Here is a 24,241-nt window from a genome sequence, read left to right on the forward strand (position 1 = left end):
ATCAAAGTCGTCTCAGGCGAAAATCAACCGCCCGCGAAAGTCTTGGGGCGTCCGATCCGCCATGGTGCCAAGACCAAACAGTGTCGATGTCTCGGCACAACGGAGCGTTTCATGACCCAACTTGATCACCAAATTCATTCCACAAGCCCGGAGATTATGGGCACACGCATTTTCAAGCTCGCCGCCTTTTTGTACGGAATTACGGCCTATCTCGTCTTCTTCGTCACCATTCTCTACGCCATCGGCTTCGTCATGGGGGTGATGGTCCCCAAGACCATCGACACCGGAACCGACACGCCGCCAGTCGAGGCGGTTATCATCAATCTGCTCTTGATGTCGCTGTTCGCCGTTCAGCACAGCGTGATGGCGCGCAAGCAGTTCAAGGCGTGGTGGACGCAGTTCGTCCCGAAGCCGGTCGAGCGCTCGACCTATGTGCTGTTCGCGAGCCTGTCATTGCTCCTCCTGTTCTGGCAGTGGCGACCGTTGCCTGCAATCATATGGAACGTCGAGAATCAGGATCTCGCCGTGACACTGGTCACGCTGTCCTTCGCGGGCTGGATCCTGGTGTTCACCAGCACGTACCTGATCAATCATTTCGAATTGTTCGGACTGCATCAGGTGACCAACCATCTGATCGGGAAGGAGATGGCGCCGCCGCGCTTCAAGACGCCGCTGCTCTACAATTTCGTCCGCCATCCGATCTATCTCGGTTTCATCGTCGCGTTCTGGGCGGCGCCGACCATGACCGCGGGCCATCTGCTGTTCGCGGCCGTCACCACGCTCTACATCTTCGTCGGCATCGCGCTGGAGGAGCACGACCTCGTCGCTCTCTTTGGTGACGAGTACCGGGACTACAAGCGGCGGGTCTCGATGCTTATTCCCTGGCGCCGATCGCTCTAGCCTCGGTCGGCTCCGCGAGCATCTCACGCGTCTGCCCCTCAACGTCGCCCCGGGGTGATGTCCCCTTCACCCCGACAGCTCTCCCCGCATCCCATCTGTCCCGACATATCGTGGACGAGGAGCGGGGAGGAATCCTTCCCTTCATCTCATCAATGGAGACGATGCAATGAAACATGTCGGAAACTGCTTCTGTGGCGCGGTGACGATCGAGGTCACGGGCGCACCGGAGGCGATGGGCTATTGCCATTGCCGCTCCTGCCGGTCGTGGTCGGGCGGTCCGGTCAACGCCTTCAGCCTGTGGAAGCCCGAGGCCGTGCGCGTCACCGAAGGCGCCGGCAATGTCGAGACCTTCGTCAAGACGCCGCTCAGCCAGCGCAAATATTGCAGGAAGTGCGGCGGTCATCTCATGACCAATCACCCGCCGCTCGGTCTGGTCGACGTCTTCAGCGCCACCATCCCGACGCTCGCCTTCGCGCCCGGCGTTCACGTCAATTATGCCGAGACCGTGCTGCCGATGCGCGACGGCCTGCCCAAGCTGAAAGATTTTCCGGCCGAGTTCGGCGGCAGCGGCGAGATGATGCAGGAGTAGCGGCGCTGGCATCGTGAGGGCGGCAGCACGCCGCCCTCTTATTCCTCAAGGCAGAACGCGAACGGACTAGCCGCCGCGCGATTCAACGACCTTGCGGCAGGAATCCGAGAGCTTCGACTTGTTGTCGCGCAGGCAGGCGTTCATCTGCGGCGGCTTGCCGATATGTTCGGCGCAGAATTTGCTAGCGTCGCCGCGACAGGCCATCTGCTCCTGGACCGACGGACCGGATTGCGCGGCAGCGGGCAGGACGGCGGCAGCGAGCAGCAGCGCGGCAAGAACCGAAATCTTCATAAAGCACCTCTTTGGAATCCTCGTTGGTCCCGACCGGGATCAATCGGGCCGGACCATCCCGCAAAGGCCGGCCGCCGGTCCATGCCATGTTCATGGCACCGGCCAACCCTCCCAGGCTGCGGTACCCCCATCTTCATGGCATGTATCCGGGCGCCGTCTTTTGCCATTCAGGCTATACCTAGGCTGCGAAACCCGATGATTGCATCGGGACGCCAACGGGAAGCAGGAGAGCTGAGAATGTCGAAGAGAGCTGGAGCGCTGAGCGCGGGGCTGACGGTCATGGCGCTCGCGGGCGCGGCGATGGTGTCGCTGGGCACGAGCCCGGCGCAGGCGGTGGTCTATTGCAAGACGGTCGGCGTGCCCAAGGGCTGCGTGGTGCGACCGACGGCGGCGGTGGTGGTGGCGCCGGGAGCGCCGGTCGCCGCCGCGGCAGTCGCAACGCCCGGCGTCGGTGCGCCCGGTGTCGGCGTGCGCGCGGGAACGCCGATGAATCGCGGCGGCCCGGTCAACCGCGTCGGCAGGCGCTGATATTTCCATTGAATTGATAGCATTGCTTCGGGCCAACGGAGCCTGCGGACGAACACCCCCGTCCTCCGCAGGCAGCTTCCCGGCCCGTCCCCTCTCTCCGTGCGCCCCACACGTCCGGGGAGGGGGCCTTTCAGCCCACAGCCATGTCGCTGTCGGGAAAGCGCTGCGGCAATTGCAGCCGCACACGCGTGCCGGACGAGTCCGAGCTCAGATCGAGCACGGCACCGCAGCGCGCGGCGCGGCTTTTCATGTTGCGCAAGCCGCGCGCGGTCTGGCCGTTGCGAGCGGCCTCGCTGTTGCTGTCCGGCGCAAAGCCGCGGCCGTCGTCGGTCACGCTGATCACGCCGTACGGCCCCTGGCCGGCGTCGAACGTGTCGATGGTGACCGCGATGCGGCGGGCCTGGGCGTGCTTGACCGCATTGGTCACGGCCTCGTCGAGGATGCGCACGATCTGGATGACGTGCCATGGCCGCAGTTCCGGATGCAGCGGCACGCCTTGCGGCGTCGCCACGCGCCAGTCGAGCGTGATCTCGTGCGGCCGCAATTGCGCCGTCGTGCGCTCGCGCCAGGAGCCGAGGGCGAGCATCAAATCGCCGCCGATGTCGTCCATGGAATCGATGACGAGACGCAGATCCTTCAGGGCGGCACGGGCCGCGTCGGTGATCATCGCGCCCTCATGGCCGCGCTCGGAAAGTGCGACGATGCTGACGAGCTGGCCGCCGAGGCCGTCATGCAGGTCGCGCATCAGGCGCGTGCGCTCGTTGGCGAGCGCGGCGGCGCGGGCGCGCTCCTCCTCGCGGGCAAAGCTCGCCTTCAGCCGTTCCTCGGCCTCCCGCACGCGCGTCACGAGCTGGCCGGCAAAGCTGTCGACCTGGTTCAAGGCGCGGGCGAACCGCCAGGTCAGCCCGGCGCCGATCGCGACCAGCATCGCCGAATAGGACAGGCGCGAGACGAAGATGCGATCGTTGGTGGCGATCTCGAGCACCGTGAGCATGTCCTGGATCCAGCAGGTCAGCACGATGGTCACGGCGCATCCGATCGTGAAGCTCGCCGCGTCCTGCCGCCGCACCACCGCCGTGGCCGTGATGCAAGCCATCAGGACCAGGCAAAGCCCGACGGTCGGAATGCCGAGCACCAGGAAGAGGATGCGCGGCAGCGGCGGGCCCCCGATCAGCCCGACCACGAACACGAGGATGCCGGGCACGAACAGCAGCGTGCCGTAGCGCGGCCAGCGCCAGCCGAAGAACAGCACGGCGAACACGACGATCAGCGCGCTCTCGATCGGCGCGGAGGCCAGCAGCACGGCGGCAAGCCGCGAGGTGGCGGCCGGCGGCACCGGCGGCGGCGCGAACGCCTGCACCACGCCGAGCACCATCGCCGCGGCCAGCACGCCGTAGACCGGCTCATGACGACGCATCAGCCACATGATCGCGAGGATGACGGCCAGGATCGCCTGCCAGGCCGAGAACACCACCGGCAGCGTGACGAACAGCAGCGTTCGCGTCTCATAGGCCGGGCGCAGGGCGACGTCCGGGCCGACATAGACGGTGTCGAGAAAGCCCTTGAGCGGTCCCCATACGTACAGCCGTACCGTGATCTCGTTGCCGCCTTCGCGCAGCAGCGAAGCGGGAATGGCCGCGATCTGCGGCGTGTTGCGGTCGGGCCGGTTGGCATTGGCGTCGCGCCGGGAGTCGAGCACGACGACGCCGTTGACGGCGACCTCCACCGCGTTGCTGAAGCGCGGCAGGTAGACCGACCAGCCCGCGGCCGCTTCGCCGCTGGGGAACGTGAAGGCGCCGGTGTAAAACGGCGGGTCGGTCAGGGAATAGCGCGACGACGTGAAATGCGGCAGCGTCACGGGGCGGATCTGGCCGTCCTCCCGCGCCGAAAAATCGCTCAACGCGAAGCCTTCGGGGTCGCTCGGCTGCAATTGCCGAAGCCCGAGGATGGTGACGATCACGATCAGGGCCTGCACCAGCAGATAGGGCACGAGGCGCGAGGCCAGCAGCCGGCGCTGCGCGGCTTTGCCGGCTGCCTTCGTAGGTGCCTTCGCAGGTGCTTTGGCCGCGATCTCGCTCACAGCTTGATCAGGCCCTGCTGCACCGCCTCGAACACCGCTTCGCTGCGCGTGTGCACCTCGAGCTTGCGATAGATGTTCTTGATATGGCCGGGCACAGTCTGCTTGGACAGGCCGAGATGGCTCGCGATCTCGGCATAGCTGAAGCCCTTGGCGATGCCCCAGAGAATGTCGATCTCGCGCGGCGTCAGCCTGGCGGTGTTGAGCACGGGGCCGGGCGGCGGCTCTGCCGAGCTTTGCGCCGCACCTTGCGTCCTGCGCACGATGAAGCGGGCGATCGAGGCCGAGATCGGCGAATGGCCGGCGACCAGGTCGCGCACCGTGGTGGCGATATCGGTGGGGAAGGCGTCCTTGAGCAGGTAGCCGGTGGCGCCGACCGTGATCGCGGAGATCACGCTTTCCTCGTCGCCGAGGGCCGAGATCACCATGATCTCGGTCTCGGGGAAGCGCTGCCTCATCTCGCGGATCAGCTCGATGCCGTGCCCGTCCGGCAGCCGCAGATCGGTCAGCAGCACGCGCGGCGCGCCGCCGGCAAGCGCAGACCGGGCTTCGCCGAGCGTGCCGGCGCTGCGCACCTCGTAGCCGGCCTTGACCAGCGCATCCTGAAGCCGCCAGCAGGTCGGCGCGTCGTCCTCGACGAGGAGGATGGTGATGACGTCACCCGTCTCGCCCTGTTCGGTCATGATCTAAGGTCCCGCCCGCGTGTCCCCCGCGGCGCAAGGGCAAGTTTAGCCGCAGCGGGGATGCGGGGACACCCATAATCATGGGGGCGAGGAAGTCATTGGACTGCCAAGTCATGGGATTGCCAAGTCACGGGGGGCGGATGATGGACGGCCGCCGAGCCGCCGATGCTTTCACGGCAGGTCGACGCGCGGCGGCGGATAGCGCCGCGCCAGGACCGACAGAGAGAGAGGCCGCTCTTCGTCCGGCAACTCCAGATATGCCAGCACCAGCGGTCGCTTCCAGTCGCCGACACCGAAATCCATCGCCATCCATTTCTGCGGCTCAGGGCCCTCGAGGCCGCGAACCCAGACCAGATAGCGCGGGAGGTCGTCGGCATCCGTATCCGTCGTGCGTCTCCTGGCCATCGAAGCTATCCGCTGCATCACCAATCATGCCTCACGATATAGGGAATAACTTGGCATAGGGAATAACTTGACGAAGCCCGGGCGACTTGGGGGAGCTAGCCCGCGCCGGGGACGCAATCGCCGTCATTGCCGGAGCGGCTCTCCACCACGCGACTACGGATAGGGACGAGGAATTCCTTGGATTTGGGTTGGAAGCGGGTAGGCAGCCTTGGCGACAGGAGCAGATTGCTCCCGTTGCTCGTCAGGATTTCAACCGTTCGAGAAATGGGCGCATGAGCGAGACAACTTCATCGAGGTTGGTTTCGAGCAGCCAGTGACCGCCGTCCAGGAGATGCAGTTCGGCATCGGGCAGGTCGCGGAGATAGGCTCGCGCCGACTCCTCTGGCATGTAATGGTCCTGCGGCCCCCACAGGATCAATGTCGGCGGCTTGTGCTGCTGAAGATATCGGCGGTGCTCGGGAAACCATTAACGGTTCGCCTTGAGGCCAAACAGAACGTCTGCGGCGGCGTCCTTCCGCCGCTCGGTCATCAGCGACCAATGCAATTGCCAAAGGTCCGGCGTGATGAGGCGAGTCAGATCCGCGCGCACATCATTCAGGAACTCGTCGCGGAAATTCTCTTCGGTGACAGCCTGCCTCATCGCCGCACGCATCTCCTGGTCGGGCAGCGACCAGGACTTTTCGATGTCGGTGTATTTCGGGCCAAGCGCATCTTCGTAAGGTATGTCACCGTTCTGAATGACCTGAGCCACCACCCGCTCCGGCCGCATGATTGCCAGCCTGGCCCCGATCGGCGAGCCGAAATCATGCAGGTAGATCACGAAGCGCTCGATCTTCAGATGGGTCACGAACCGGTCGAGCCACGCGGCATAGCCGTCGAAGCTGTAATCGAAGTCATCGGGTGTCCCGCTATAGCCAAACCCGGGATAGTCCGGAGCAATCAACCGCCATTTATCGGCCAGCCGCGGCATCAGATTGCGGAATTCGTAGGATGAACAGGGATAGCCGTGCGGCAGGAGGACGACGGGCGCGCCTTCCGGTCCTGCTTCCCGGTAGAATGTGTCCACGGGTCCGATCTGAACCCTGCAATGCCTGACGCGTGTGTCCATGTCCTGCTTCCTTCGTAGATAAAGCGACCTGTGGAGCGGGGTTCCCGGGCGTATGGATCGCTAGGCGAAGGGAACAACCGCAGGACGCTCGCCGTTACGAGGCAACACCGGAACGGGAGGTCGTTGTGATCCACCATGTCTCGGTCGGGACGAATGATATTCAACGTTCGAAGCGCTTCTACGATGCCGTCTTGCCCATCGTCGGCATCATGCCGATGGCTGAGGACGAGGGCGGACTGGGCTACGGAAGCGGCACGTTTCACTTCAGCGTTCAGGTTCCGATCGACGGACGACCTGCGACTGTGGGCAACGGCAGTCATATCGCCTTTGCCGCCGAAGACCGCGCGATGGTCGATCGTTTCTACGCCGCGGCATTGAAACACGGTGGCCGCGACGATGGGCCTCCGGGTCTGCGGCCGAATTACGATCTCAATTACTACGGCGCGTTCGTCTGTGATCCAGACGGTCACAAGATCGAGGCCGTGACCTATTCGGCAAGATAGGCGTGACGAGACGCTCATGCGGACCATTCCCTATGCAATGATCGAAGCGCCTTCGACGCTGGGCCTGGCGACCGACGGAGTGGAGCGGTTGCCCGAGCAACTGCTGAACCTTGGACTTGCGGAGCGCATCGGCGCGCGCCGTGCCGGGCGGCTGGCGGTGCCCCCGAAAGACCCAGTGCCCGATCCCGAGACCGGCACCTTGAATGCTGGGGCAATTGCGGCGTGGTCGCCCAAGCTCGCCGACGCGGTGGAAGCGGTGCTCGACGCCGGCGAATTTCCGGTGGTGCTGGGCGGCGATTGCACGATCGTGCTGGGTTCGATGCTCGCGTTGCGACGGCGCGGCCGCTACGGGCTGTTCTTCATCGACGGCCATGCCGATTTCTTCCAGCCCGAGGCGGAGCCCAATGGCGAGGGCGCCTCGATGGATCTTGCCTTCGTTTCCGGCTGCGGTCCGCCGCTCCTGGCCGACATCGAAGGTCGCGGTCCTCTGGTCCACCCTGAAGACGCTGTCGCCTTCGCGTTTCGCGATCACCGGGATCAGGAGGAGTACGGAAGCCAGCCGCTTCCCGAACGGCTCAAGGTGCTTGACCTCCCGGCTGTGCGGGCGATGGGCATCGAGGCCGCGGCACGCGAAGCGGTCGATCACCTGACGCGAGCGGAGCTGGACGGCTTCTTCATCCATCTCGACGCCGATTGTCTCGACGACGCCATCATGCCGGCAGTCGATTTTCGCGTGCCGGGCGGATTGTCGTGGGACGAGTTGGCAACTGCGCTCCGGGCGGCCTTGGCGAGCGGCAAGGCGGTCGGCCTCGAGATCACCATCTACAATCCGCGCCTGGACGAAGACGGCCGCGCCGGATGCGGCCTGGCTGATCTGCTCGCAGCAACGCTCGGGTCGTAGTTCGAGTTTGCCGAACCAGTCCGTCTTCGCCAAGAGGCTTCGCCGGACACGCTTCACCCTTCGGGCCCGCGTGGCCGCGCCCACGCGAAGCCCGCAGGGCGAAGCGTGGTGCCCCTGGCCGGAATCGAACCAGCACTCCTTGCGGAACTCGATTTTGAGTCGAGCGCGTCTACCAGTTCCGCCACAGGGGCCCTCGGTCGGCTCTTGAAGGGAGCGTCGCGAAGCCGGCGGACTATAGCCATGGACAAAGCGGGGTCAACCCGCGCCAAAGTGATGTCCGCCGTTCTCGACAGCTGCCTGGACCGGGGCTAGAGGCTAAGGCCACGCCCCATCCGGAAGAGGCCGCCGTGACGACCCAGAGTGCCGCAATACCTGCATTCAGGCCGGGGGCCGCGAGCCCCGCGCTGACGGCCTCGCTGCTCGTCACGCTGATCGCGGCCGCGGCCATCGCAGGCGCCTGGTTCTTCCAGCTGGTGCTGGAGATCCTGCCCTGCCCGCTCTGCCTCGAGCAGCGCTACGCCTACTACCTCGCGATTCCGCTTGGCGCGCTCACGGCTTTTGCGGCGAAGAATCGCGCGCCGCGGCCGCTGCTGCTGGCGGGGCTCGCGATCCTCGCGCTGGCGATGCTCGCCAATGCCGGCCTCGGCGCCTACCATTCCGGCGTCGAGTGGGGGTTTTGGAAGGGACCGACCGATTGCAGCGGTCCCGTCGTCAATCTCGGCAGCGCCGCAGATCTCCTGTCGAAGCTCGACACCGTGAAGGTGGTGCGCTGCGACGAGGTGCAGTGGCGCTTTCTCGGCCTCTCGCTCGCCGGCTACAACGTGTTGATCTCGCTCGTGATGACCGCGATCGCCGCATGGGGATTGGTACGGACGGCAAAGCGCTAAAGCTCAATCGTCCACGTCGTCCTGGGTGCGCCCGAACAGATGCACGATGCCCGGCGTTGCGATCGTCACGAACACGAAACGCGACAAATGATGGGCGCCGACGAAGATCGGGTCGATGTGCAACGTCAGCGCCAGCGCCAGCATGGCGTCCATCGCGCCAGGCGCGAAGGCGACCACGATGTCGGAGAACTTGACCTGCGTGGTGAGCGCGACGATGCCGACGAAGATGGCGGAGACGGCGATGGCCACGGCAAACGAACCCAGCGCCGCGTTGATGTGACCGGCGAGCGTCTTGATCCGCATCCGCGCGAAGCGGCTGCCGATCAGCGCGCCGATGCCGACCAGCGCGACGCCGCGCACCCAGTCCGGCAGGCCGCCCTCGACCCAGCCGGCGCCATGCAGCACGCTGGAGGCGATCATGGCGCCGAACATCCAGCTCGCGGGAAATCTGATCAGCCGCAGCACCAGCGCCATGGCCAGCGAGGCCGCGACCAGCTCCACGAGGTCGAGCGGCGAGGCATTCGTCGTCGTCGTCAGCGACGGCGCGGCGGAGGGAACCACGCCCGCGATCGCGAGCACCATCGGCAGCGCCGCGGTGAGGATGATGACGCGCATGGTCTGCACCACCGCGATGCCCGGCAGGTCGGCGCCGCGCTCGACCGCGAGAATCGTGATTTGCGACAGCGCGCCGGGGCTGCCGGCCAGGAAGGCCGAGGTGCGGTCCCAGCCATGGATGCGCTGGAGGTAATAGCTGGAGCCGAAGGTCGAGCAGAAGGTCGCGAGCGCGAGCAGCCCGATGGTGAGGGGATAGGCGCCGACCTGTTGCAGCAGATGGCGCGAGACCACCGAGCCCAGCGAGATGCCGAGCAGCACCAGGACGGCCTGGGTCAGCAGCGGCGGCAGCGCCAATTGGCGGCCGCCGATGGCGGCGATGCCGACCGCGATCATCGAGCCCGAGATCAGCCCGCCGGGAAGGCCGGCGAGGAGAAACACCAGGCCTCCGGCGGCGCCGATGACGAGCGTCTCCGCCGTACTTAAGAGCTTGGCACGGCTCGGCCATTCGAACGGCAGGGAGGTGGTGATATGCTTCACGCCGCCTTATCGCAAATCGGCGGCAGACGCACAATTGCAGGCTCCTCATGCCGCAATGCGTGCGCCTCGCGGTCGCGCGCGGAGGGGCGCGAGGGTTATTTCTTGTCGGCGGCGGGCGCGGCAGGGGCGGCAGGGGCAGAAGTCGCGGCAGGCGCGGCGGTGCCGGCCCTCGCTTCCTTCTTGCACTCGCGACGGAATTTCTTGCGCTCCTTGCCCTTCAGCCCCTTGGCGTCGGCCTGCTTGGAGCATTCGATCGACTCGGCCGTGCGCTCTTTCGCTGCCTTCGCGGCCTCGGTCTTCACATCGGTCTTCACATCGGTCTTGGCCGCCGGCGCGGCGGTCTGCGCGAAGCAGGTCGCGGTTGCGAGCAGGGAGGCGAGGGCGATTGCGGCGAGGCGAGAGGCGAGGGTCATGGTGTTGCACTCATCTTGCGAGTATTGCGAGGGCTGCGAACCTCAGCTCGCATTGCTGAACGCGACATGAATAATCCGGAGCAAGGCGCTCACTATATTTTGGCAGCAAGCGCCCTCGCGTTCTTGTCGCAGATGTCCGGCACGCTAGGATAGCAATTGTTATTTCACTGCCCCATCGGGGGAAGATCAACGAGGAGACCCAGGGATGACCATCCGATCGAGATTGCTGTGCGCGATTGCCTTGTCGGGATTCGCTGCGCTCGCGCTGTCGGCGCCGGCCCAGGCGCTGACCGCGCAGGAGTGCAGCGCGAAATACCAAGCGGCCAAGAAGGACGGCTCGCTCGGCACCATGAAGTGGAATGACTTCCGCAAGGCCCAGTGCGGCGCGGATGCGACGCCGGCCGCGGCGCCGACCGCGGCTGCGCCCGCCGCACCCGCGGCTCCGGCCGAGCCGAAGCAAGCGAAGAAGGAGGCGGCCCCTGCCGCCGCGCCGACGCTGCCGGCCGGTCCCGCCGTCTATCCGAACGCGGTCGATCCGAAATACGCCAAGGAGACCCCCGGCAAGGCGCGCCTGCACACCTGCGTCGACCAGTACAATGCCAACAAGACCACCAACGGCAATGGCGGCTTGAAGTGGATCCAGAAGGGCGGCGGCTATTACAGCGAATGCACCAAGAAGCTGAAGGGCGCCGCCTGAGCCTGGACGCGATGCCGAGGCCGGAGCAACGCTCCGGCCTTTTCATCTAGTCCAGGCAGCTCGTCGTCTAGTCCAGCAGCTTCTCGGCCGATTTCGCCACCAGCTGCGACCGCTTCCGCGGGCCGCGCTCGACGAACAAGAGGCTCTGGCCGAAGATGAAGCAGTAGAACAGGAAGGCCTGCGCCTCGGCCTCCTCGGCCGCAAGCCCGGTGGCGCGATAGAGCTCGGCGACGTGCTTGAGCCGCGCGGCGTCGACGCCCGCCACCGCCGCCGCGGCGTTCTCGTCCGAGCGGGCCCATTGCCGGATCGCGAGCTCGATCGCCATGGCTTCCGGATTGAGCCGCTCCGAATAGAGCTGGATCACCGCCTTGAGCCGTTCGCGGGGCGTCTGACCGTCGAGGCGCGTCTGCTGCGCGACCGATGCCGCGCGTCCCTCGCGCCAGCGTTGCAGCATCGCGTCGAGCAGCGCGGCGCGGTCGGCGAAGCGGCGGTAGAAGCCGCCCTTGGTGACGCCGAGATTCTTGGCGAGCACCTCGACCCTGACACCCTCGACCCCCGAGCGGGCGAGCTCGGCAAAACCCGCCTCGACCCAGACATCGCCCTTGCCGTCGCTCATGAAGGAAGCCTCTCGGATTCTGATACGGTGCCGTATTGCTAACCCGTCGCGCGCTTGATACGCTACCGTATCGCGAAAACATAGGGAGAGGCGTGCACATGGACCGAGGCCAGCGCGAATCCGCATCTTTCGCTCATGCCGTCCGCGAGATCGCTCGCCGGCATCCCGCTGGGTCGGCCGAGGCCTGAGCCATGGCTGCGTTCGAGCCCAAGAACCCGGGCTATCGGGCGGCGGCCATCGCCATGTTCGATCGCCAGCCGGCGATGCACACGCTCGGCATCGTGATCGTCCGCCTCGCACCGGGCGAGGTCGAGCTGGCGATGCTGCATTCTGCGGCCTTCACCCAGCAGAACGGCTTTGTCCATGCCGGCATCGTCACCGCCGGGCTGGACAACGCCTGCGGCGTTGCCGCCTTCACCCTGATGCCGCGCGAGGCGGACATCCTTACCGTCGAGTTCAAGACCACGCTGCTGGCGCCGGCCAGGGGCGAGCGCTTCGTCTTCAAGGCCGAGGTGGTCAAGCCCGGCCGCACGCTGACCTTCTGCGAGGCCAGAGCGTTTGCCGAGCATGAGGGCAAGACCACGCTGATTGCCACGATGACCGGGACGTTGATGGCGATGCTTCCGCGCATTCACGCTGCGGGTGCCATGACATCGCCGCCGTGACGCTCTATATGACCAGTAACAATTCCCGACCCCGAACCGTATTCGGGAAGATGGGACCGAAACGGGACGAGATATGGCTGGATCTGGGAATAAGGGCCTGGTGCCGACGCGCCGCGCGGCGCTGACGCTGATCGGAGCGGGCGCCCTCGCGGCGGGCCGCATCACCCCGGCACTGGCAGCCGCCGGTGACGACGAGGTGCTGACCGAAGCCAAGGTGCTGCGCGATCCCGACACGCCCGTCGCCGGCAATCCCAATGGCAACGTCACCATCGTCGAATGGTCCGATTACAATTGTCCTTATTGCCGCAAGCTCGAGCCCGAGCTGCGCCAGGTCGTCCAGGACGACGGCAAGGTGCGGCTGGTGATGAAGGACTGGCCGATCCTCGGGCCGGTCTCGGTCACGGCGGCGCGGTCCGCGCTCGCGGCGAAATTCCAGGACAAGTATCACCAGGCGCATGACGCCCTGATGGCCGTCAGCTCGCGCCTGACCGAGCCGCGCATCAACGAGCTGCTGGCGGCGGCCGGCGTCGACATGGACCGGCTGAAACGCGATCTTGCCGGCCGTGGCAGCGACATCGATGCCCTGCTCAAGCGCAACAACGATCAGGCCGAAGCCTTCGGCTTCCGCGGCACCCCGTCCTTCATCGTCGGCAAGTACCGCGTGCCGGGCGTGCTCAGCATGGCCGAGTTCGAGCAGGTTATCGCCGATGCCCGCAAGGCCAAGATGAACTGACGCGTACAGCCTTGACCGCAGCCAACACAAAGGCGCCGCCGCGGATCCGCGACGGCGCCTTTTCATGATGGAGCGTCGTTACTTCGACGAGATCCGGACCCAGTCCTTGTGCGCGCGATCGCGCAACGCATCCCAATCCGCCTTGGCGACGTCCCAGTTCACGATGGTGCGATTGGTGACCGCGACCTCGCCATTGGCGACGGATGAGGTCTGCATCGAGTCATAGACGTAGACGCCGCCGGCAAGAAGCAGCGCGCCCAAAATCATTCCAAAAAACGTCCTCATAGCGAACCTCCGGTGACGCGCCGATAACGTCGGGCGCGGCACGATGGTTCCGCGGTCATGCGGCGCATCTAAGGACGGGTTGTTCATTTTCCATTCAGCCACTGCACCAGCTCCGCATTGATCTCGCGCGGATAGGTGTGGCTGAGGTCGTCGATCTCGCGATAAATGACGTCGGCGCCGGCGGCCGCGAGCGCCGCCTGCGTCTGGCGCGCGGTCTGCACGGGAAACATCCAGTCGAGCTTGCCGTGCGTGATGAAGATCGGCAGTCCTCGAAGGCGCGTGGCGTCGGCTATCTCGGCCATCAGCGGGTGGAAGGTCGCGGACACCGGCGCCAGATGGGTGAAGGGCGAGGCGCCGTCGAGCCCGCTCACGTAACAAAAGGTGCCGCCATCGCTCATTCCGGTCAGCAGCATGCGCGAGGCATCGACCGCCCAGCGGCTGCGCACGGTCTCAAGGATACGCACGAGATTGGGTGTATCGGTATCGTCGCCCATCAGCGCCCAGGTCGGGCCGGTCGCGGTCGGCGCCACCAGGATGGCGCCGAGGCTGCGGGCGTCGCGCAGCCAGCTCCACAGGAAGCCGCGTCCGTTGCCGCTGCCGCCATGCAACGCCATCACCAGCGGCATGGCGCGATCGGGCCTGTAATATTCGGGCACGTAGATCGAGAAGCCGCCGCGGCTGCCGGGTTCGTTGTGGTCGTGGAAGATGCCGGTATCTTCGCCTGCGCCAGCTTCGAGCCGAGACAGCACGTCCGTATTGTCGCGATTGGCGGCGTTGAGGAAGAAGCTGCTCACCGGCGGAAACTGCATCGCCAGCGGATAGAGCGCCTCCTGCGCGCGCGGCAGGTGGCGCAGCGCGCGGAACACCGCGACGAGATCGCCGTTGCCGCGCTCGACCTCGCGAATGCCGGCAAAGGCGGCGAGCGTCTCGTCGCAGGCCGTATCGAGCCGCTCTCGCAGGCCGGCGAATTGATCCGGCCAATCTCCGGTCGAAGCCCGGGCCTTCCGCAACACCTCGTCCGGGGCGCCGACCGTGTTCATCACGGACGCAAAGGCCGGCGGATGCAGATGCCGGGCGAAGAACCCGAGCGCCTCCAGCGCATTGAGCAGCGGTGGCAGCACGGCCACGATGTCGTCGATCACGGCCTCGCTCATCGCGGCTTTCTTCAGCAGAAAATCAATGCAGCTTCGGCGCTTTCAGCAGCTTGAAGCGGTCGGTCGAGGCCACCGTGACGTCGAAGGTGACGCCTTCGTGGTGCACGGTGAGCGGCACGTCGACGCCGGCGGCGCCGAGCGCCCACATCTTCCTGTAGAACGCGGTCTGGCTGGTGACCTTGTCGCCGTCGACGGCGAGGATGACGTCGCCGGCCTTGAGCTCGGCGCGCGCGGCCGGACCGTTGGCGGAGATTCCGATCACCACCACGCGATTGTCGATCTCGGTCGAGTAGAGCCCGAGCCAGGGCCGCGCCGGCTTGTTGACGCGGCCGAACTTGCGCAAGTCCTCCAGGATTGGCTTCAACAGGTCGATCGGGACGATCATGTTGACGGGCTCGGCCTTGCCGCCGCGTTCGCGCTCCAATTGAAGCGAGCCGATGCCGATCAGCTCACCGCGCTCGTTGAGCAGCGCGGTGCCGCCCCAGTTCGGATGCGCGGGATAGGTGAAGATGGCTTCGTCCAGCAAGTATTCCCAATAGCCGGCGAATTCCTGCTTGGCCACGATCTGGCTCGCGACCGAGCGGGTGCGGCCGCCAGCACCGCCGACCACGACGCGGTCGCCGAGCCGGGTGTCGGCCGAGTTGCCGAGCGGCAGGGGTTCGATATCAAGATCGCCGAGCGCCTGCACCAGGCCGAAGCCGGTCTCGGAATCGAAGCCGAGCGCATGACCCTCCACCACGCGCCCGTCGGCGCGGTGCAGCCACACCGATTCCGCCTCGGTGATGAGGTAACCTATCGTGAGCACCAGCCCGTCGTCGATTACGACGCCGTTGCCGGCGCGTTCGGTGCCCAGCGTCTCGGCGCTGAAGGCGTCAGGCGGGATGATGGCGTGCAGGCCGACGATCGATCCAAGCGCCCGGTCGAGGTCGAAACCGTAATCGCTCGCACGCGGCTGATTGGCCGGCGGCACTCTCCATTCGGTCAGGGCGGACATGGAGTTTCTCCTGGTCGTTCTCTTGGCGCTTTGACATGCCTCCAGCGCAAGAAGCGCCGCGTGAAATCAGAGACAATCTATGCTGCAAACGCCTCTCTTTAAAGACCACCCTGCGTTGACCGGCCGAGAAACGCAGCAATTCTGGAGCAGGCGCGACTTGCAAGTCTCGGCGTTGCCCGAAAAGACATTGTCGGTCCCATGTGGCAGGCGTATCGTTCCCTCATCTGTGGAACAAGCCATGAGCGATGACAAGAATTTCGATCGGTTGACTCTGGAAAATGCGCTGACCGAGCTTGGCCGCCGGGCCTACGCCGCAGGCCGTACCGTCGAAATCGTAATCTATGGCGGATCGGCCCTCCTACTGACCTTGAACCGGCAGATCAACACCGGGGACGTCGACGCGGTGTTCGAAGGCAACAAGGATTTCATCAAGAGGCTTGCGGCCGAGATGGCGGAGGAGTTCGGCTGGGACGAGAACTGGTTGAACGACGGAGTGAAGGGGTGGTTGAGCAAGAGAGACGCGGATCCAGACGTGAAGGCCCTATTCAAGACCTACCCCACCGAGGATCAACCAGGCCTCCGCGTCTACACCGCCAGACCGGAATACTTGTTTGCCATGAAATGCCGGGCGATGCGTGTCGGCGGTGTGGAAACGAACTCGGACATCGACGACATCAAGCTCCTCGCACGCGCGATAGGCGTCAAGAACAGCCGGGATGCACTGACATTGGTCGAAAAATTCTATCCGCAGAATATGCTTCAACCCAAGACCCGGTTAGGTCTCGAGGAGATTTTCTCAAATCTCGAAAATGGAACGGAAGACGATCACACGCCTCCGGCGAGCCAGTCATGAGCCTGTTCAGCAAGAAGCCCGCGACGCTAAGTGATGTCGTTCGCCGCGTACGAGCTGGCGAGCAGAAGTTCGACCCGTCGCTTCGCGAATTTCTCGATTGGTTCTACATGAACCCGCACGCGCGCCAGCAGGCCATCGAAGAACGACCTGCATCGATCGACCCTGTACACGACGCCTATGCAGCGGCAGTGGCGGAGCACCTTGCGCGCGTGTACGGATTGCAGATACCGGAGTGGACCGAGGTTCACGGTAATGAGCTTCGGGAGCCCTTCTTTGCAGGCGGTCTACAATCTCTGAAGGGGGTGCTGGTTGCAGAGAGCCCGACGGCCTTCCGCCGGCGTCTCCTGTTCGTCAGTAAAGACGCGCTGTCGAGGCCGAGAATGTAGTGGTGCGGTGGTGTGTGCGGCCTGTCGCCTTGGACCGCGCCGTGAGACCCGGCCGGGCCGCATGGCTGATGTCCCTGCCCCTGCTAGGCGGCTCCTACCTAAGCTGCTAACCATTGCCGCTTGGTTTGACCTTGGGATCACGGACGACAGACAATGGACAACCGCAGCGACATCTGGCGTGGCGTCGACACGATCAAGGCGCGTTTCATCGACCTCAGCGACAGGGTCTGGGGCATGCCCGAGGTGTGCTACACCGAGGCGCGGTCCGCCGCCGAGCATCTCGCCGAGCTGCGTCATCAGGGTTTTCGCGTCACCGAGAAGGTCGCGGGTATTCCGACCGCGGTGATGGGCGAGTGGGGCGAGGGCGGTCCGGTCATCGCCTTCATGGGAGAATATGACGCGCTGCCCGGTCTCAGCCAGGAAGCGGGTGTCGCCGAACATCGTCCGGTCGAGGCCGGCGGGCACGGCCATGGCTGTGGTCACAATCTGCTCGGCTCCGCCGCGCTGCTCGCCGCGACCGCGGTGAAGGACTGGCTTGCCGAGAACAAGGTGCCCGGCCGCGTGCGCTATTATGGCTGCCCGGCCGAAGAAGGCGGCGCGGCCAAGGCGTTCATGGTGCGCTCCGGCGCGTTCGAGGACGCCGACATCGCCATCACCTGGCATCCGCACAGCTTCTGGGAGGTCGCGGTGACGCCCTCGCTCGCCAACACGCGCGCGGATTTCATCTTCACGGGCCGAACCTCGCACGCCGCGGCCTCGCCGCATCTCGGCCGTTCCGCGCTCGATGCGGTGGAGTTGATGAATGTCGGCGTGAACTACATGCGCGAGCACATGCCGAGCGACGCGCGCGTGCATTACGCGCTGCTCGATACCGGCGGCATCGCCCCCAACGTGGTCCAGGCCCATGCGCGGGTGCGCTATTCGATCCGCGCGCGTGATCTGCCCGGCATGAACGAGCTGGTCGAGCGCGTGTCCAAGATCGCGCAAGGCGCGGCACTGATGACGGAAACCAAGATGGAGATGAAGATCATCTCCGCAGTCTCCAACATCCTGCCGAACGCGCCGCTGGAGCAGGCGCTGCACCGGGTCATGGAAGAGCTCGGGCCGCCGCATTTCGATGATGCCGACAAGAGCTTTGCCGGCCAGATCCGCGCGACGCTGAGCGACAAGGACATTGCATCGGTCTATTACGCGATCGGCATGGAGCCGACCGATCGGCCGCTGGCCGACTTCCTGGTGCCGCTCGATGCCAAGCGCAACCCGCTGGTCGGGTCGACCGACGTCGGCGACGTCAGCTGGGTCGTGCCGACCGTGCAGGTCCACGCCCCAACGGTCGCGATCGGCACGCCTTTCCACACCTGGCAGGTGGTGGCGCAGGGCAAGAGCCCGCATGCCCACAAGGCCATGGTGCAGGCGGCCAAGGCGATGGCCGGTCTCGGCATCAAGGCGCTGACGGATCCGGAACTGATCAAGGCGGCCAAGGCCGACCTGAAGAAGCGCACAGCGAGAACGCCTTATGTCTGTCCGCTGCCGGATCACGTCGAGCCGCCGCTCGACATGTCCGTCGCGTAGAATTTTGCCTCGATACTTCGTCTGATCGGGCGAACAAATTTTCCGCAGTGCAGCGTGCAATCCAGCGTGTTTTGATGCTGGATTGCCGAACGGATGGGCTGCGGAACGCGGTTTTGCCCAACAGACAGCCAGAAGACCGTTTGCATACACACGGTCCCAGTTGACGCGCCCCCCATTCGGTGTGCCATCTACTGCCAGCTATTTGGGCGGCCGCCTTTGCCGGCCGTCTTCATCACGATGGGAACCAGACGGGGGACAACCATGCTGGATAAAGAACTGCGTTCGATGATCGGGCAGGTGAAGGACGGGCGGATGGATCGCCGCGCCTTCATCAAGCACATGGCCGCGGTCGGCCTCACCGCTCCCCTGGCCAACCAGATCCTCGCGCTCGGCGGCGTCGCGATGGCCCAGGGCGTCTCGACCTACAAGCCGACCAAGCGCGGCGGCGGCGGTGCGCTGAAGCTGTTGTGGTGGCAGGGACCGACCTTGCTCAATCCGCATTTCGCCACTGGCACCAAGGACCAGGACGGCTCGCGCCTGTTCTACGAACCGCTCGCCTGCTGGGATCCGGACGGCAACATGAAGCTGGTGCTGGGGGCGGAGATCCCGTCGATCCAGAACGGCCTGCTCGCCGCCGACGGCAAGTCGGTGACGTGGAAGCTGAAGCCCGGCGTGAAATGGCACGACGGCAAGCCGTTCACGGCCGATGATCTCGTATTCACATGGCAGTACATCAAGGATCCGGCCACTGCGGCTGTGACCATCGCAACCTATCGCGATCTCACGGTCGAGAAGATCGACGATCTCACCGTCAAGATCACTTTCCCGAAGCCGACGCCGTTCTGGGCCGACGCCTTCGTCGGTGCGACCGGCCAGATCCTGCCGAAGCACCTGTTCGCCGATTTCATCGGCTCCAAATCGCGCGAAGCCCCGAACAACCTCGCGCCGGTCGGCACCGGTCCCTACAAATTCGTCGAGTTCAAGCCGGGCGATCTCATCCGCGGCGTGATCAATCCCGACTATCACATGGCCAACCGGCCCTATTTCGACACGCTCGAGATGAAGGGTGGCGGCGACGCCGTCTCGGCCGCACGTGCGGTGATCCAGACCGGCGAGTACGATTTCGGCTGGAACATTCAGGTCGAGGACGACGTGCTGCTGCGCCTGGAGAAGGGCGGCAAAGGCAAGACCGTCTACGCCGTGGGCGGTGACACGGAGTTCATCGCGCTCAACTTCACCGATCCGAACGTCGAGATCGACGGCGAGCGGTCTTCGATGAAGACCAAGCATCCGTTGTTCTCGGATCCCGTCGTGCGCAAGGCGCTGTCTCTGTTGGTGGACCGCGAGTCCGTCAAGAAGGCGATCTACGGCCGCGCCGGGCGCACGACCGCGAACTTCCTCAACGGTCCGGAGAAGTTCGTCTCCAAGAACACGAGCTGGGAGTTCAACATCGAGAAGGCGGCCAAGATGCTCGAGGACGCCGGCTGGAAGCCGGGCGCCGACGGCATCCGCGAGAAGGACGGCAAGAAGCTGAAAATCGTCTATCAGACCTCGATCAACGGTCCGCGCCAGAAGACCCAGGCGATCGTCAAGCAGGCCTGTCAGAAGGCCGGCATTGACGTCGAGTTGAAGTCGGTGGTGGCTTCGGTGTTCTTCTCGTCGGACGTCGCCAATCCCGACACCTATCCGAAATTCTATGCCGACATCGAGATGTTCCAGATCCCGCTGAGCCAGCCGGATCCGTCGCAGCACATGCGTCGCTACCTCTCCAGCAACGTCGCGACCAAGGAAAACAAGTGGCAGGGCACCAACTTTCCGCGCTGGGTCAATAAAGAGTACGACGCGGTGATCCAGGCCGCCGACAGCGAGATGGATCCGGTCAAGCGGGCCGCGCACTACATCAAGGCCAACGACCTGATGTGGCAGGACACGGTGTTCATCCCCGTGATGCATCGCCTCAAGGTCGAGGTGGCTGCGAACAATCTGCGCCCGGTGATCTCCGGCTGGGCCAACGAGACCGACAATCTGTTCGACTGGTATCGCGAGGAATGATCCCCCAAAGCTAGACGGGGCTTCCCCTCATGAGCCAATACGTCCTGCGTCGCCTGCTGATCGCGATTCCGAGCCTGCTCGGAATCTCGGTCGTCCTGTTCGTCGTGCTCGCGCTCGCGCCCGGCGATCCGTTTTCCGAGTTGGCGACCAACCCGAACGTGCCGCCCGAAGTGCAGGCGGCGCTTCGGGCCAAGTTCGGCCTCGATGACCCGATCTACCTGCGCTATCTGCACTGGCTCAACGCCATGCTGCACGGCGACTGGGGTTTCTCCTTCGTCAGCCGGATGGACGTCGACCAGTTGATCCTCCAGCGCCTGCCGGCCACACTCTACGTGATCGGCTCGGCGCAGATCCTGGCGCTGCTGATCGCGATTCCCGTCGGCGTCTACGCCGCGACGAAGCCCTATTCGCTGTTCGACCAGGTCGCGAACACGCTCGCCTTCGTCGGTTTCTCGCTTCCGACCTTCTTCACCGGCATTCTGTTCATCCTGATCTTCTCGATCACGCTGGACTGGCTGCCATTCGTCTATACCACCGACATCAAGGCGACCGGTATCCGCTGGGTGCTGGAAATGATCCGCCAGGCGATCATGCCGGTGGCGGTGCTCGGCCTGTTCCAGGCGGCGTCGATGACGCGCTTCGTGCGCTCGGCGATGCTCGACGTGATCCGTCTCGATTATGTCACCACGGCGCGCGCCAAGGGCCTCGGCCAGGCCAAGGTCATCGTCAAGCACGTCATGCGCAACGCCATGATCCCGGTCGTGACCCTGATCGCCTTGCAGATGCCGGCGGTGTTCGGCGGCGCGATCGTCACCGAGCAGATCTTCCGAATCCCCGGCATCGGCTCGCTGCTGATCTCTTCCATTCTTTCCAACGACACGCCGGTTGTGATGGCCGTCACCTTCGTCTTCGCGTGCCTCGTCGTTCTGTTCAACCTCATCGCGGACGTGCTCTATGGCTGGCTTGACCCTCGCATCTCCTTCCGCTGAGCGGCGCGTCTACTCGCCCTGGCGCGAGACGTGGCGGCGCTATAGCCGGCACAAGCTTGCGGTGGTGAGCGCGGTCCTGCTCCTCGTTCTGATCCTGGCAGTGGTGCTCGGCCCCTTCGTCTGGCGCGTCAAGATGGACGACATCGATATCGTCGCGGGCATGCAGGGGCCCTCGCTGGCCCATCCCTTCGGGACCGACGATCTGGGGCAGGACATCCTCGCCCGCATGATCTATGGCGGGCGAATCTCGCTGGCGGTCGGTCTTGCCGCCATGCTGGTCTCGGTCCTGGTCGGCGTGCTGATCGGCGCGCTCGCCGGCATGTCGCGCGGTGCGCTCGGCCATGGCCTGATGTGGCTGACCGACCTGTTCCTGTCGCTGCCGCAGCTGCCGTTGCTGCTGCTGCTGATCTATCTGTTCCGCGACGGGCTGAAGCAGGCGTTCGGACCCGAGGGCGGCATCTTCATCCTGATCGTGCTCGTGATCGGCGGCCTGCGCTGGATGCCGGTGGCCCGGCTTGTGCGCGCGCAGTTCCTGTCGATCCGCGAGAAGGAGTTCGTCGAAGCTGCACGCGCGCTCGGCGCCAGCCCGGTGCGGCAGGTGGTGCGCCACATCCTGCCCAATGCGCTCGGCCCCGTGATCATCGCCGGCACCATCGACGTCGCCGCCGCCATCATCGCGGAATCGACCCTCTCCTTCCTCGGCCTCGGCTTCCCGCCTGATACCCCGACCTGGGGCCGGCTGCTGTACGACGCCAAGGACTTTCTCGACATCGGCCCGCATTGGGCGCTGTTTCCGGGCGGCGCCATCTTCATCGCGGTGGTTGCCATCAACTTCATCGGCGACGGTCTGCGTGACGCGCTCGATGCGCGACGGGTGATCTGATGGCGCCGCTGCTCGAGATCAAGGGCCTGAAGACCCACTTCTCCACCGACGACGGCATCCTGCAGGCCGTCGACGGCGTCGATATCTCCATCAACCGCGGCGAGACGCTCTGCGTCGTCGGCGAATCCGGCTGCGGCAAGACCGTCACCGCGATGTCGATCCTGAAGCTGATCGCGATGCCGCCGGGCCGGATCGCGGCTGGCCAGATCATCTTCGAAGGACGCGATCTGGTGCCGCTGACCAGCAATCAGTTGGACGAGATCAGGGCCAAGGAGATCGGCTTCATCTTCCAGGAGCCGATGACCTCGCTCAATCCGGTGCTCACCATCGGCGAGCAGATCGCCGAAAGCCTGCGCCGGCACGAAGCGCTGACCAAGAAGCAGGCGCTCGAGCGCACCATCGAGATGCTGAAGCTGGTGCAGATCCCGAACGCGGAAGGCCGCGTGCACAATTATCCGCATCAATTCTCGGGCGGCATGCGCCAGCGCGTGATGATCGCAATGGCGCTCGCCTGCAAGCCCAAGCTGATCATCGCCGACGAGCCCACCACGGCGCTCGATGTCACCATCCAGGCCCAGATCCTCGATCTGCTCCAGGACATGAAGGACCGCTTCGGCATGGCGGTGATGCTGATCACCCATGCCATGGGCGTCGTCGCCGAAACCGCCCAGCGCGTCGTCGTGATGTATGCCGGCAAGGTGGTCGAGGAAGCCCCCGTCAACGATCTCTTCGGCGACCCCCGCCATCCCTACACCCAAGGCCTGATCCGCTCGATCCCGCGCATCGACCTCGACAGCGAGCACAAGACGCGGCTGGAGGCGATCGGCGGCTCGGTGCCGATCCTGATCAATCCGCCGGTCGGCTGCCGCTTCGCGCCGCGCTGCAAGTTCGCCATGAATGTCTGCACCGAGAAGGAGCCGCTGCTGCGCGAGATCGCGCGGGGCCACCGCATGGCCTGTCACCTGGGAGATCTGAGCGTGGGAGCTGCGTCATGAGCGAACCCTTGCTCCGCGTCAGCGGCCTGAAGAAACATTTCCCCGTGCTCGGCGGCCTGTTGTCGCGCCAGGTCGGCACCGTCTATGCGGTCGACGGCGTGTCGTTCTCGGTCAACCGCGGCGAGACGCTCGGTCTCGTCGGCGAATCCGGTTGCGGCAAGTCGACCACGGGACGCTGCGTGCTGCGCCTGATCGAGCCGACCGACGGCGAGGTCAGCTTCGACGGCCAGGACGTGCGCAAGCTCGGCGGCGATTATCTGCGCGCGATGCGGCGGAACATGCAGCTGGTGTTCCAGGATCCGTTCGCCTCGCTCAATCCGCGCATGACGGTCGGTGCGATTCTCGGCGAGGCGCTGGTCATCCACAAGCTCGGATCCTCGGCAAAGGAGCGCGATGAGCGCGTCGCCAGCCTGCTGGTCAAGGTGGGGCTCAAGGCCGAGCACATGCGGCGCTATCCGCACGAATTCTCCGGCGGCCAGCGCCAGCGCATCGTGATCGCGCGGGCGCTCGCGGTCGAGCCGAAGCTGATCGTCTGCGACGAGCCGGTGTCGGCGCTCGACGTGTCGATCCAGGCCCAGGTGATCAATCTGCTGGAAGACCTCCAGGCTGAGCTGAACCTCACCTATCTCTTCGTCGCGCACGACCTCTCGGTGGTCGAGCACATCTCCGACCGCGTCGCGGTGATGTATCTCGGACGCATCGTGGAGCTGGCGAAAGCGAGCGATCTCTACCGCAATCCGCAGCATCCCTACACCAGGGCGTTGTTGTCCGCGGTGCCGGTGCCCGATCCCAAGCTGAAGCGCGAGCGCATCCGCCTCAAGGGCGATGTCCCGAGCCCGATGAAGCCGCCCTCGGGCTGCCACTTCCACACCCGCTGCCCGATCGCCCAGCCGCGCTGCGCGGAGAGCGCACCGGCGCTGAAGGAAGGAGCGAACGGTCACCTCGTGGCCTGCCACCTGGCGTGAAGGTGCGGCGCGACTGTCTTGCGAG

At 65.1% G+C, this 24,241-nt stretch carries 27 protein-coding genes, 1 tRNA gene and 1 pseudogene; 17 read left to right on the top strand and 12 right to left on the bottom strand.

The window, feature by feature from the left end; translation table 11 throughout:
* Nucleotides 1-111 precede the first annotated feature (111 nt).
* On the top strand, nucleotides 112-900 hold the full coding sequence (mddA, locus tag K410_RS0106450; protein WP_028134083.1) for a methanethiol S-methyltransferase: 789 nt from the start codon (nucleotides 112-114) through the stop codon (nucleotides 898-900).
* 166 nt (nucleotides 901-1,066) lie between these two features.
* On the top strand, nucleotides 1,067-1,489 hold the full coding sequence (locus tag K410_RS0106455; protein WP_028134084.1) for a GFA family protein: 423 nt from the start codon (nucleotides 1,067-1,069) through the stop codon (nucleotides 1,487-1,489).
* Nucleotides 1,490-1,555: 66 nt separating this feature from the next.
* On the opposite strand, the gene K410_RS0106460 is transcribed toward K410_RS0106455, so the two are convergent.
* Nucleotides 1,556-1,780 (bottom strand): hypothetical protein, encoded by a 225-nt coding sequence (locus K410_RS0106460; protein ID WP_028134085.1) that lies wholly within the window; start codon nucleotides 1,778-1,780, stop codon nucleotides 1,556-1,558.
* A gap of 237 nt (nucleotides 1,781-2,017) precedes the next feature.
* Here K410_RS0106460 and K410_RS0106465 point away from each other — a divergent pair, with 237 nt between their 5' ends.
* Nucleotides 2,018-2,308: a hypothetical protein gene (locus tag K410_RS0106465; RefSeq protein ID WP_028134086.1), complete on the top strand. Its 291-nt coding sequence runs from the start codon at nucleotides 2,018-2,020 to the stop codon at nucleotides 2,306-2,308.
* A gap of 130 nt (nucleotides 2,309-2,438) precedes the next feature.
* Here K410_RS0106465 and K410_RS0106470 read toward each other — a convergent pair whose 3' ends face one another.
* The 4 genes and pseudogenes from K410_RS0106470 to K410_RS0106485 all read right to left on the bottom strand — a co-directional run bounded on the left by K410_RS0106470 (nucleotide 2,439) and on the right by K410_RS0106485 (nucleotide 6,581).
* Nucleotides 2,439-4,388, bottom strand: a complete 1,950-nt coding sequence (locus K410_RS0106470) for a sensor histidine kinase (RefSeq protein WP_028134087.1) — start codon at nucleotides 4,386-4,388, stop codon at nucleotides 2,439-2,441.
* The gene (locus tag K410_RS0106475; RefSeq protein WP_028134088.1) at nucleotides 4,385-5,068 is read right to left on the bottom strand and encodes a response regulator transcription factor; all 684 of its coding nucleotides are present in this window, start codon (nucleotides 5,066-5,068) and stop codon (nucleotides 4,385-4,387) included. The genes K410_RS0106470 and K410_RS0106475 overlap by 4 nt, the downstream gene beginning before the upstream one ends.
* Before the next feature lie 171 nt (nucleotides 5,069-5,239).
* A complete protein-coding gene (locus K410_RS0106480) occupies nucleotides 5,240-5,473 on the bottom strand; it encodes a hypothetical protein (RefSeq protein ID WP_028134089.1) in 234 nt (77 codons plus the stop codon).
* 241 nt (nucleotides 5,474-5,714) lie between these two features.
* Nucleotides 5,715-6,581: pseudogene (locus K410_RS0106485) on the bottom strand (alpha/beta fold hydrolase).
* A gap of 125 nt (nucleotides 6,582-6,706) precedes the next feature.
* Between K410_RS0106485 and K410_RS0106490 the strand changes: the two are divergent.
* Nucleotides 6,707-7,084 (top strand): VOC family protein, encoded by a 378-nt coding sequence (locus tag K410_RS0106490; protein WP_028134090.1) that lies wholly within the window; start codon nucleotides 6,707-6,709, stop codon nucleotides 7,082-7,084.
* A gap of 16 nt (nucleotides 7,085-7,100) precedes the next feature.
* Nucleotides 7,101-7,985, top strand: coding sequence for an arginase family protein (locus K410_RS0106495; RefSeq protein ID WP_028134091.1), 885 nt, complete (start codon nucleotides 7,101-7,103; stop codon nucleotides 7,983-7,985).
* Between the two features lie 106 nt (nucleotides 7,986-8,091).
* Here the strand turns inward: K410_RS0106495 and K410_RS0106500 are convergent.
* Nucleotides 8,092-8,176 (bottom strand) — tRNA-Leu (locus K410_RS0106500).
* Between the two features lie 156 nt (nucleotides 8,177-8,332).
* On the opposite strand from K410_RS0106500, the gene K410_RS0106505 reads away from it, so the two are divergent.
* On the top strand, nucleotides 8,333-8,872 hold the full coding sequence (locus K410_RS0106505; RefSeq protein WP_028134092.1) for a disulfide bond formation protein B: 540 nt from the start codon (nucleotides 8,333-8,335) through the stop codon (nucleotides 8,870-8,872).
* A 3-nt stretch (nucleotides 8,873-8,875) separates the two neighbouring features.
* Here K410_RS0106505 and K410_RS0106510 read toward each other — a convergent pair whose 3' ends face one another.
* Nucleotides 8,876-9,964, bottom strand: coding sequence for an AbrB family transcriptional regulator (locus K410_RS0106510; RefSeq protein ID WP_028134093.1), 1,089 nt, complete (start codon nucleotides 9,962-9,964; stop codon nucleotides 8,876-8,878).
* Nucleotides 9,965-10,059: 95 nt separating this feature from the next.
* Nucleotides 10,060-10,377, bottom strand: a complete 318-nt coding sequence (locus K410_RS0106515) for a PsiF family protein (protein WP_028134094.1) — start codon at nucleotides 10,375-10,377, stop codon at nucleotides 10,060-10,062.
* 205 nt (nucleotides 10,378-10,582) lie between these two features.
* Here K410_RS0106515 and K410_RS0106520 point away from each other — a divergent pair, with 205 nt between their 5' ends.
* Entirely contained in the window at nucleotides 10,583-11,074 is a 492-nt protein-coding gene (locus K410_RS0106520; RefSeq protein ID WP_028134095.1) for a hypothetical protein, read from the top strand.
* 67 nt (nucleotides 11,075-11,141) lie between these two features.
* Here the strand turns inward: K410_RS0106520 and K410_RS0106525 are convergent, their stop codons facing one another.
* The gene (locus tag K410_RS0106525; RefSeq protein WP_028134096.1) at nucleotides 11,142-11,690 is read right to left on the bottom strand and encodes a TetR/AcrR family transcriptional regulator; all 549 of its coding nucleotides are present in this window, start codon (nucleotides 11,688-11,690) and stop codon (nucleotides 11,142-11,144) included.
* Between the two features lie 191 nt (nucleotides 11,691-11,881).
* Between K410_RS0106525 and K410_RS36565 the strand changes: the two genes are divergently transcribed.
* Nucleotides 11,882-12,355, top strand: a complete 474-nt coding sequence (locus K410_RS36565) for a PaaI family thioesterase (RefSeq protein WP_049819954.1) — start codon at nucleotides 11,882-11,884, stop codon at nucleotides 12,353-12,355.
* A 73-nt stretch (nucleotides 12,356-12,428) separates the two neighbouring features.
* On the top strand, nucleotides 12,429-13,088 hold the full coding sequence (locus K410_RS0106535; protein WP_028134097.1) for a DsbA family protein: 660 nt from the start codon (nucleotides 12,429-12,431) through the stop codon (nucleotides 13,086-13,088).
* A 78-nt stretch (nucleotides 13,089-13,166) separates the two neighbouring features.
* Here the strand turns inward: K410_RS0106535 and K410_RS0106540 are convergent, their stop codons facing one another.
* The 3 genes from K410_RS0106540 to K410_RS0106550 all read right to left on the bottom strand — a co-directional run bounded on the left by K410_RS0106540 (nucleotide 13,167) and on the right by K410_RS0106550 (nucleotide 15,521).
* Complete coding sequence (locus tag K410_RS0106540) at nucleotides 13,167-13,373, bottom strand: hypothetical protein (protein WP_028134098.1); 207 nt, start codon at nucleotides 13,371-13,373, stop codon at nucleotides 13,167-13,169.
* 83 nt (nucleotides 13,374-13,456) lie between these two features.
* A complete protein-coding gene (locus K410_RS0106545) occupies nucleotides 13,457-14,527 on the bottom strand; it encodes an alpha/beta hydrolase (protein ID WP_028134099.1) in 1,071 nt (356 codons plus the stop codon).
* Nucleotides 14,528-14,549: 22 nt separating this feature from the next.
* The gene (locus tag K410_RS0106550; RefSeq protein ID WP_028134100.1) at nucleotides 14,550-15,521 is read right to left on the bottom strand and encodes a S1C family serine protease; all 972 of its coding nucleotides are present in this window, start codon (nucleotides 15,519-15,521) and stop codon (nucleotides 14,550-14,552) included.
* 238 nt (nucleotides 15,522-15,759) lie between these two features.
* Between K410_RS0106550 and K410_RS0106555 the strand changes: the two genes are divergently transcribed.
* The 8 genes from K410_RS0106555 (at nucleotide 15,760) to K410_RS0106590 (ending at nucleotide 24,216) form a co-directional block, all read left to right on the top strand.
* Nucleotides 15,760-16,374: a hypothetical protein gene (locus K410_RS0106555; protein ID WP_028134101.1), complete on the top strand. Its 615-nt coding sequence runs from the start codon at nucleotides 15,760-15,762 to the stop codon at nucleotides 16,372-16,374.
* A complete protein-coding gene (locus K410_RS0106560; RefSeq protein WP_028134102.1) occupies nucleotides 16,371-16,760 on the top strand; it encodes a hypothetical protein in 390 nt (129 codons plus the stop codon). The genes K410_RS0106555 and K410_RS0106560 overlap by 4 nt, the downstream gene beginning before the upstream one ends.
* A 153-nt stretch (nucleotides 16,761-16,913) precedes the next feature.
* The gene (locus K410_RS0106565; protein WP_028134103.1) at nucleotides 16,914-18,332 is read left to right on the top strand and encodes a M20 family metallopeptidase; all 1,419 of its coding nucleotides are present in this window, start codon (nucleotides 16,914-16,916) and stop codon (nucleotides 18,330-18,332) included.
* Nucleotides 18,333-18,593: 261 nt separating this feature from the next.
* Nucleotides 18,594-20,384 (top strand): peptide ABC transporter substrate-binding protein, encoded by a 1,791-nt coding sequence (locus tag K410_RS0106570; RefSeq protein WP_028134104.1) that lies wholly within the window; start codon nucleotides 18,594-18,596, stop codon nucleotides 20,382-20,384.
* 29 nt (nucleotides 20,385-20,413) lie between these two features.
* Complete coding sequence (locus tag K410_RS0106575) at nucleotides 20,414-21,373, top strand: ABC transporter permease (protein ID WP_028134105.1); 960 nt, start codon at nucleotides 20,414-20,416, stop codon at nucleotides 21,371-21,373.
* The gene (locus K410_RS0106580; RefSeq protein ID WP_028134106.1) at nucleotides 21,339-22,256 is read left to right on the top strand and encodes an ABC transporter permease; all 918 of its coding nucleotides are present in this window, start codon (nucleotides 21,339-21,341) and stop codon (nucleotides 22,254-22,256) included. Before K410_RS0106575 ends, K410_RS0106580 begins: the two co-directional genes overlap by 35 nt.
* Nucleotides 22,256-23,251: an ABC transporter ATP-binding protein gene (locus K410_RS0106585; protein WP_028134107.1), complete on the top strand. Its 996-nt coding sequence runs from the start codon at nucleotides 22,256-22,258 to the stop codon at nucleotides 23,249-23,251. The genes K410_RS0106580 and K410_RS0106585 overlap by 1 nt, the downstream gene beginning before the upstream one ends.
* Entirely contained in the window at nucleotides 23,248-24,216 is a 969-nt protein-coding gene (locus K410_RS0106590; RefSeq protein WP_028134108.1) for an ABC transporter ATP-binding protein, read from the top strand. Before K410_RS0106585 ends, K410_RS0106590 begins: the two co-directional genes overlap by 4 nt.
* The last annotated feature ends 25 nt before the right edge of the window (nucleotides 24,217-24,241 follow it).

The sequence above is a fragment of the Bradyrhizobium sp. 22 genome (assembly GCF_000482425.1).
Taxonomy (GTDB): domain Bacteria; phylum Pseudomonadota; class Alphaproteobacteria; order Rhizobiales; family Xanthobacteraceae; genus Bradyrhizobium; species Bradyrhizobium japonicum_B.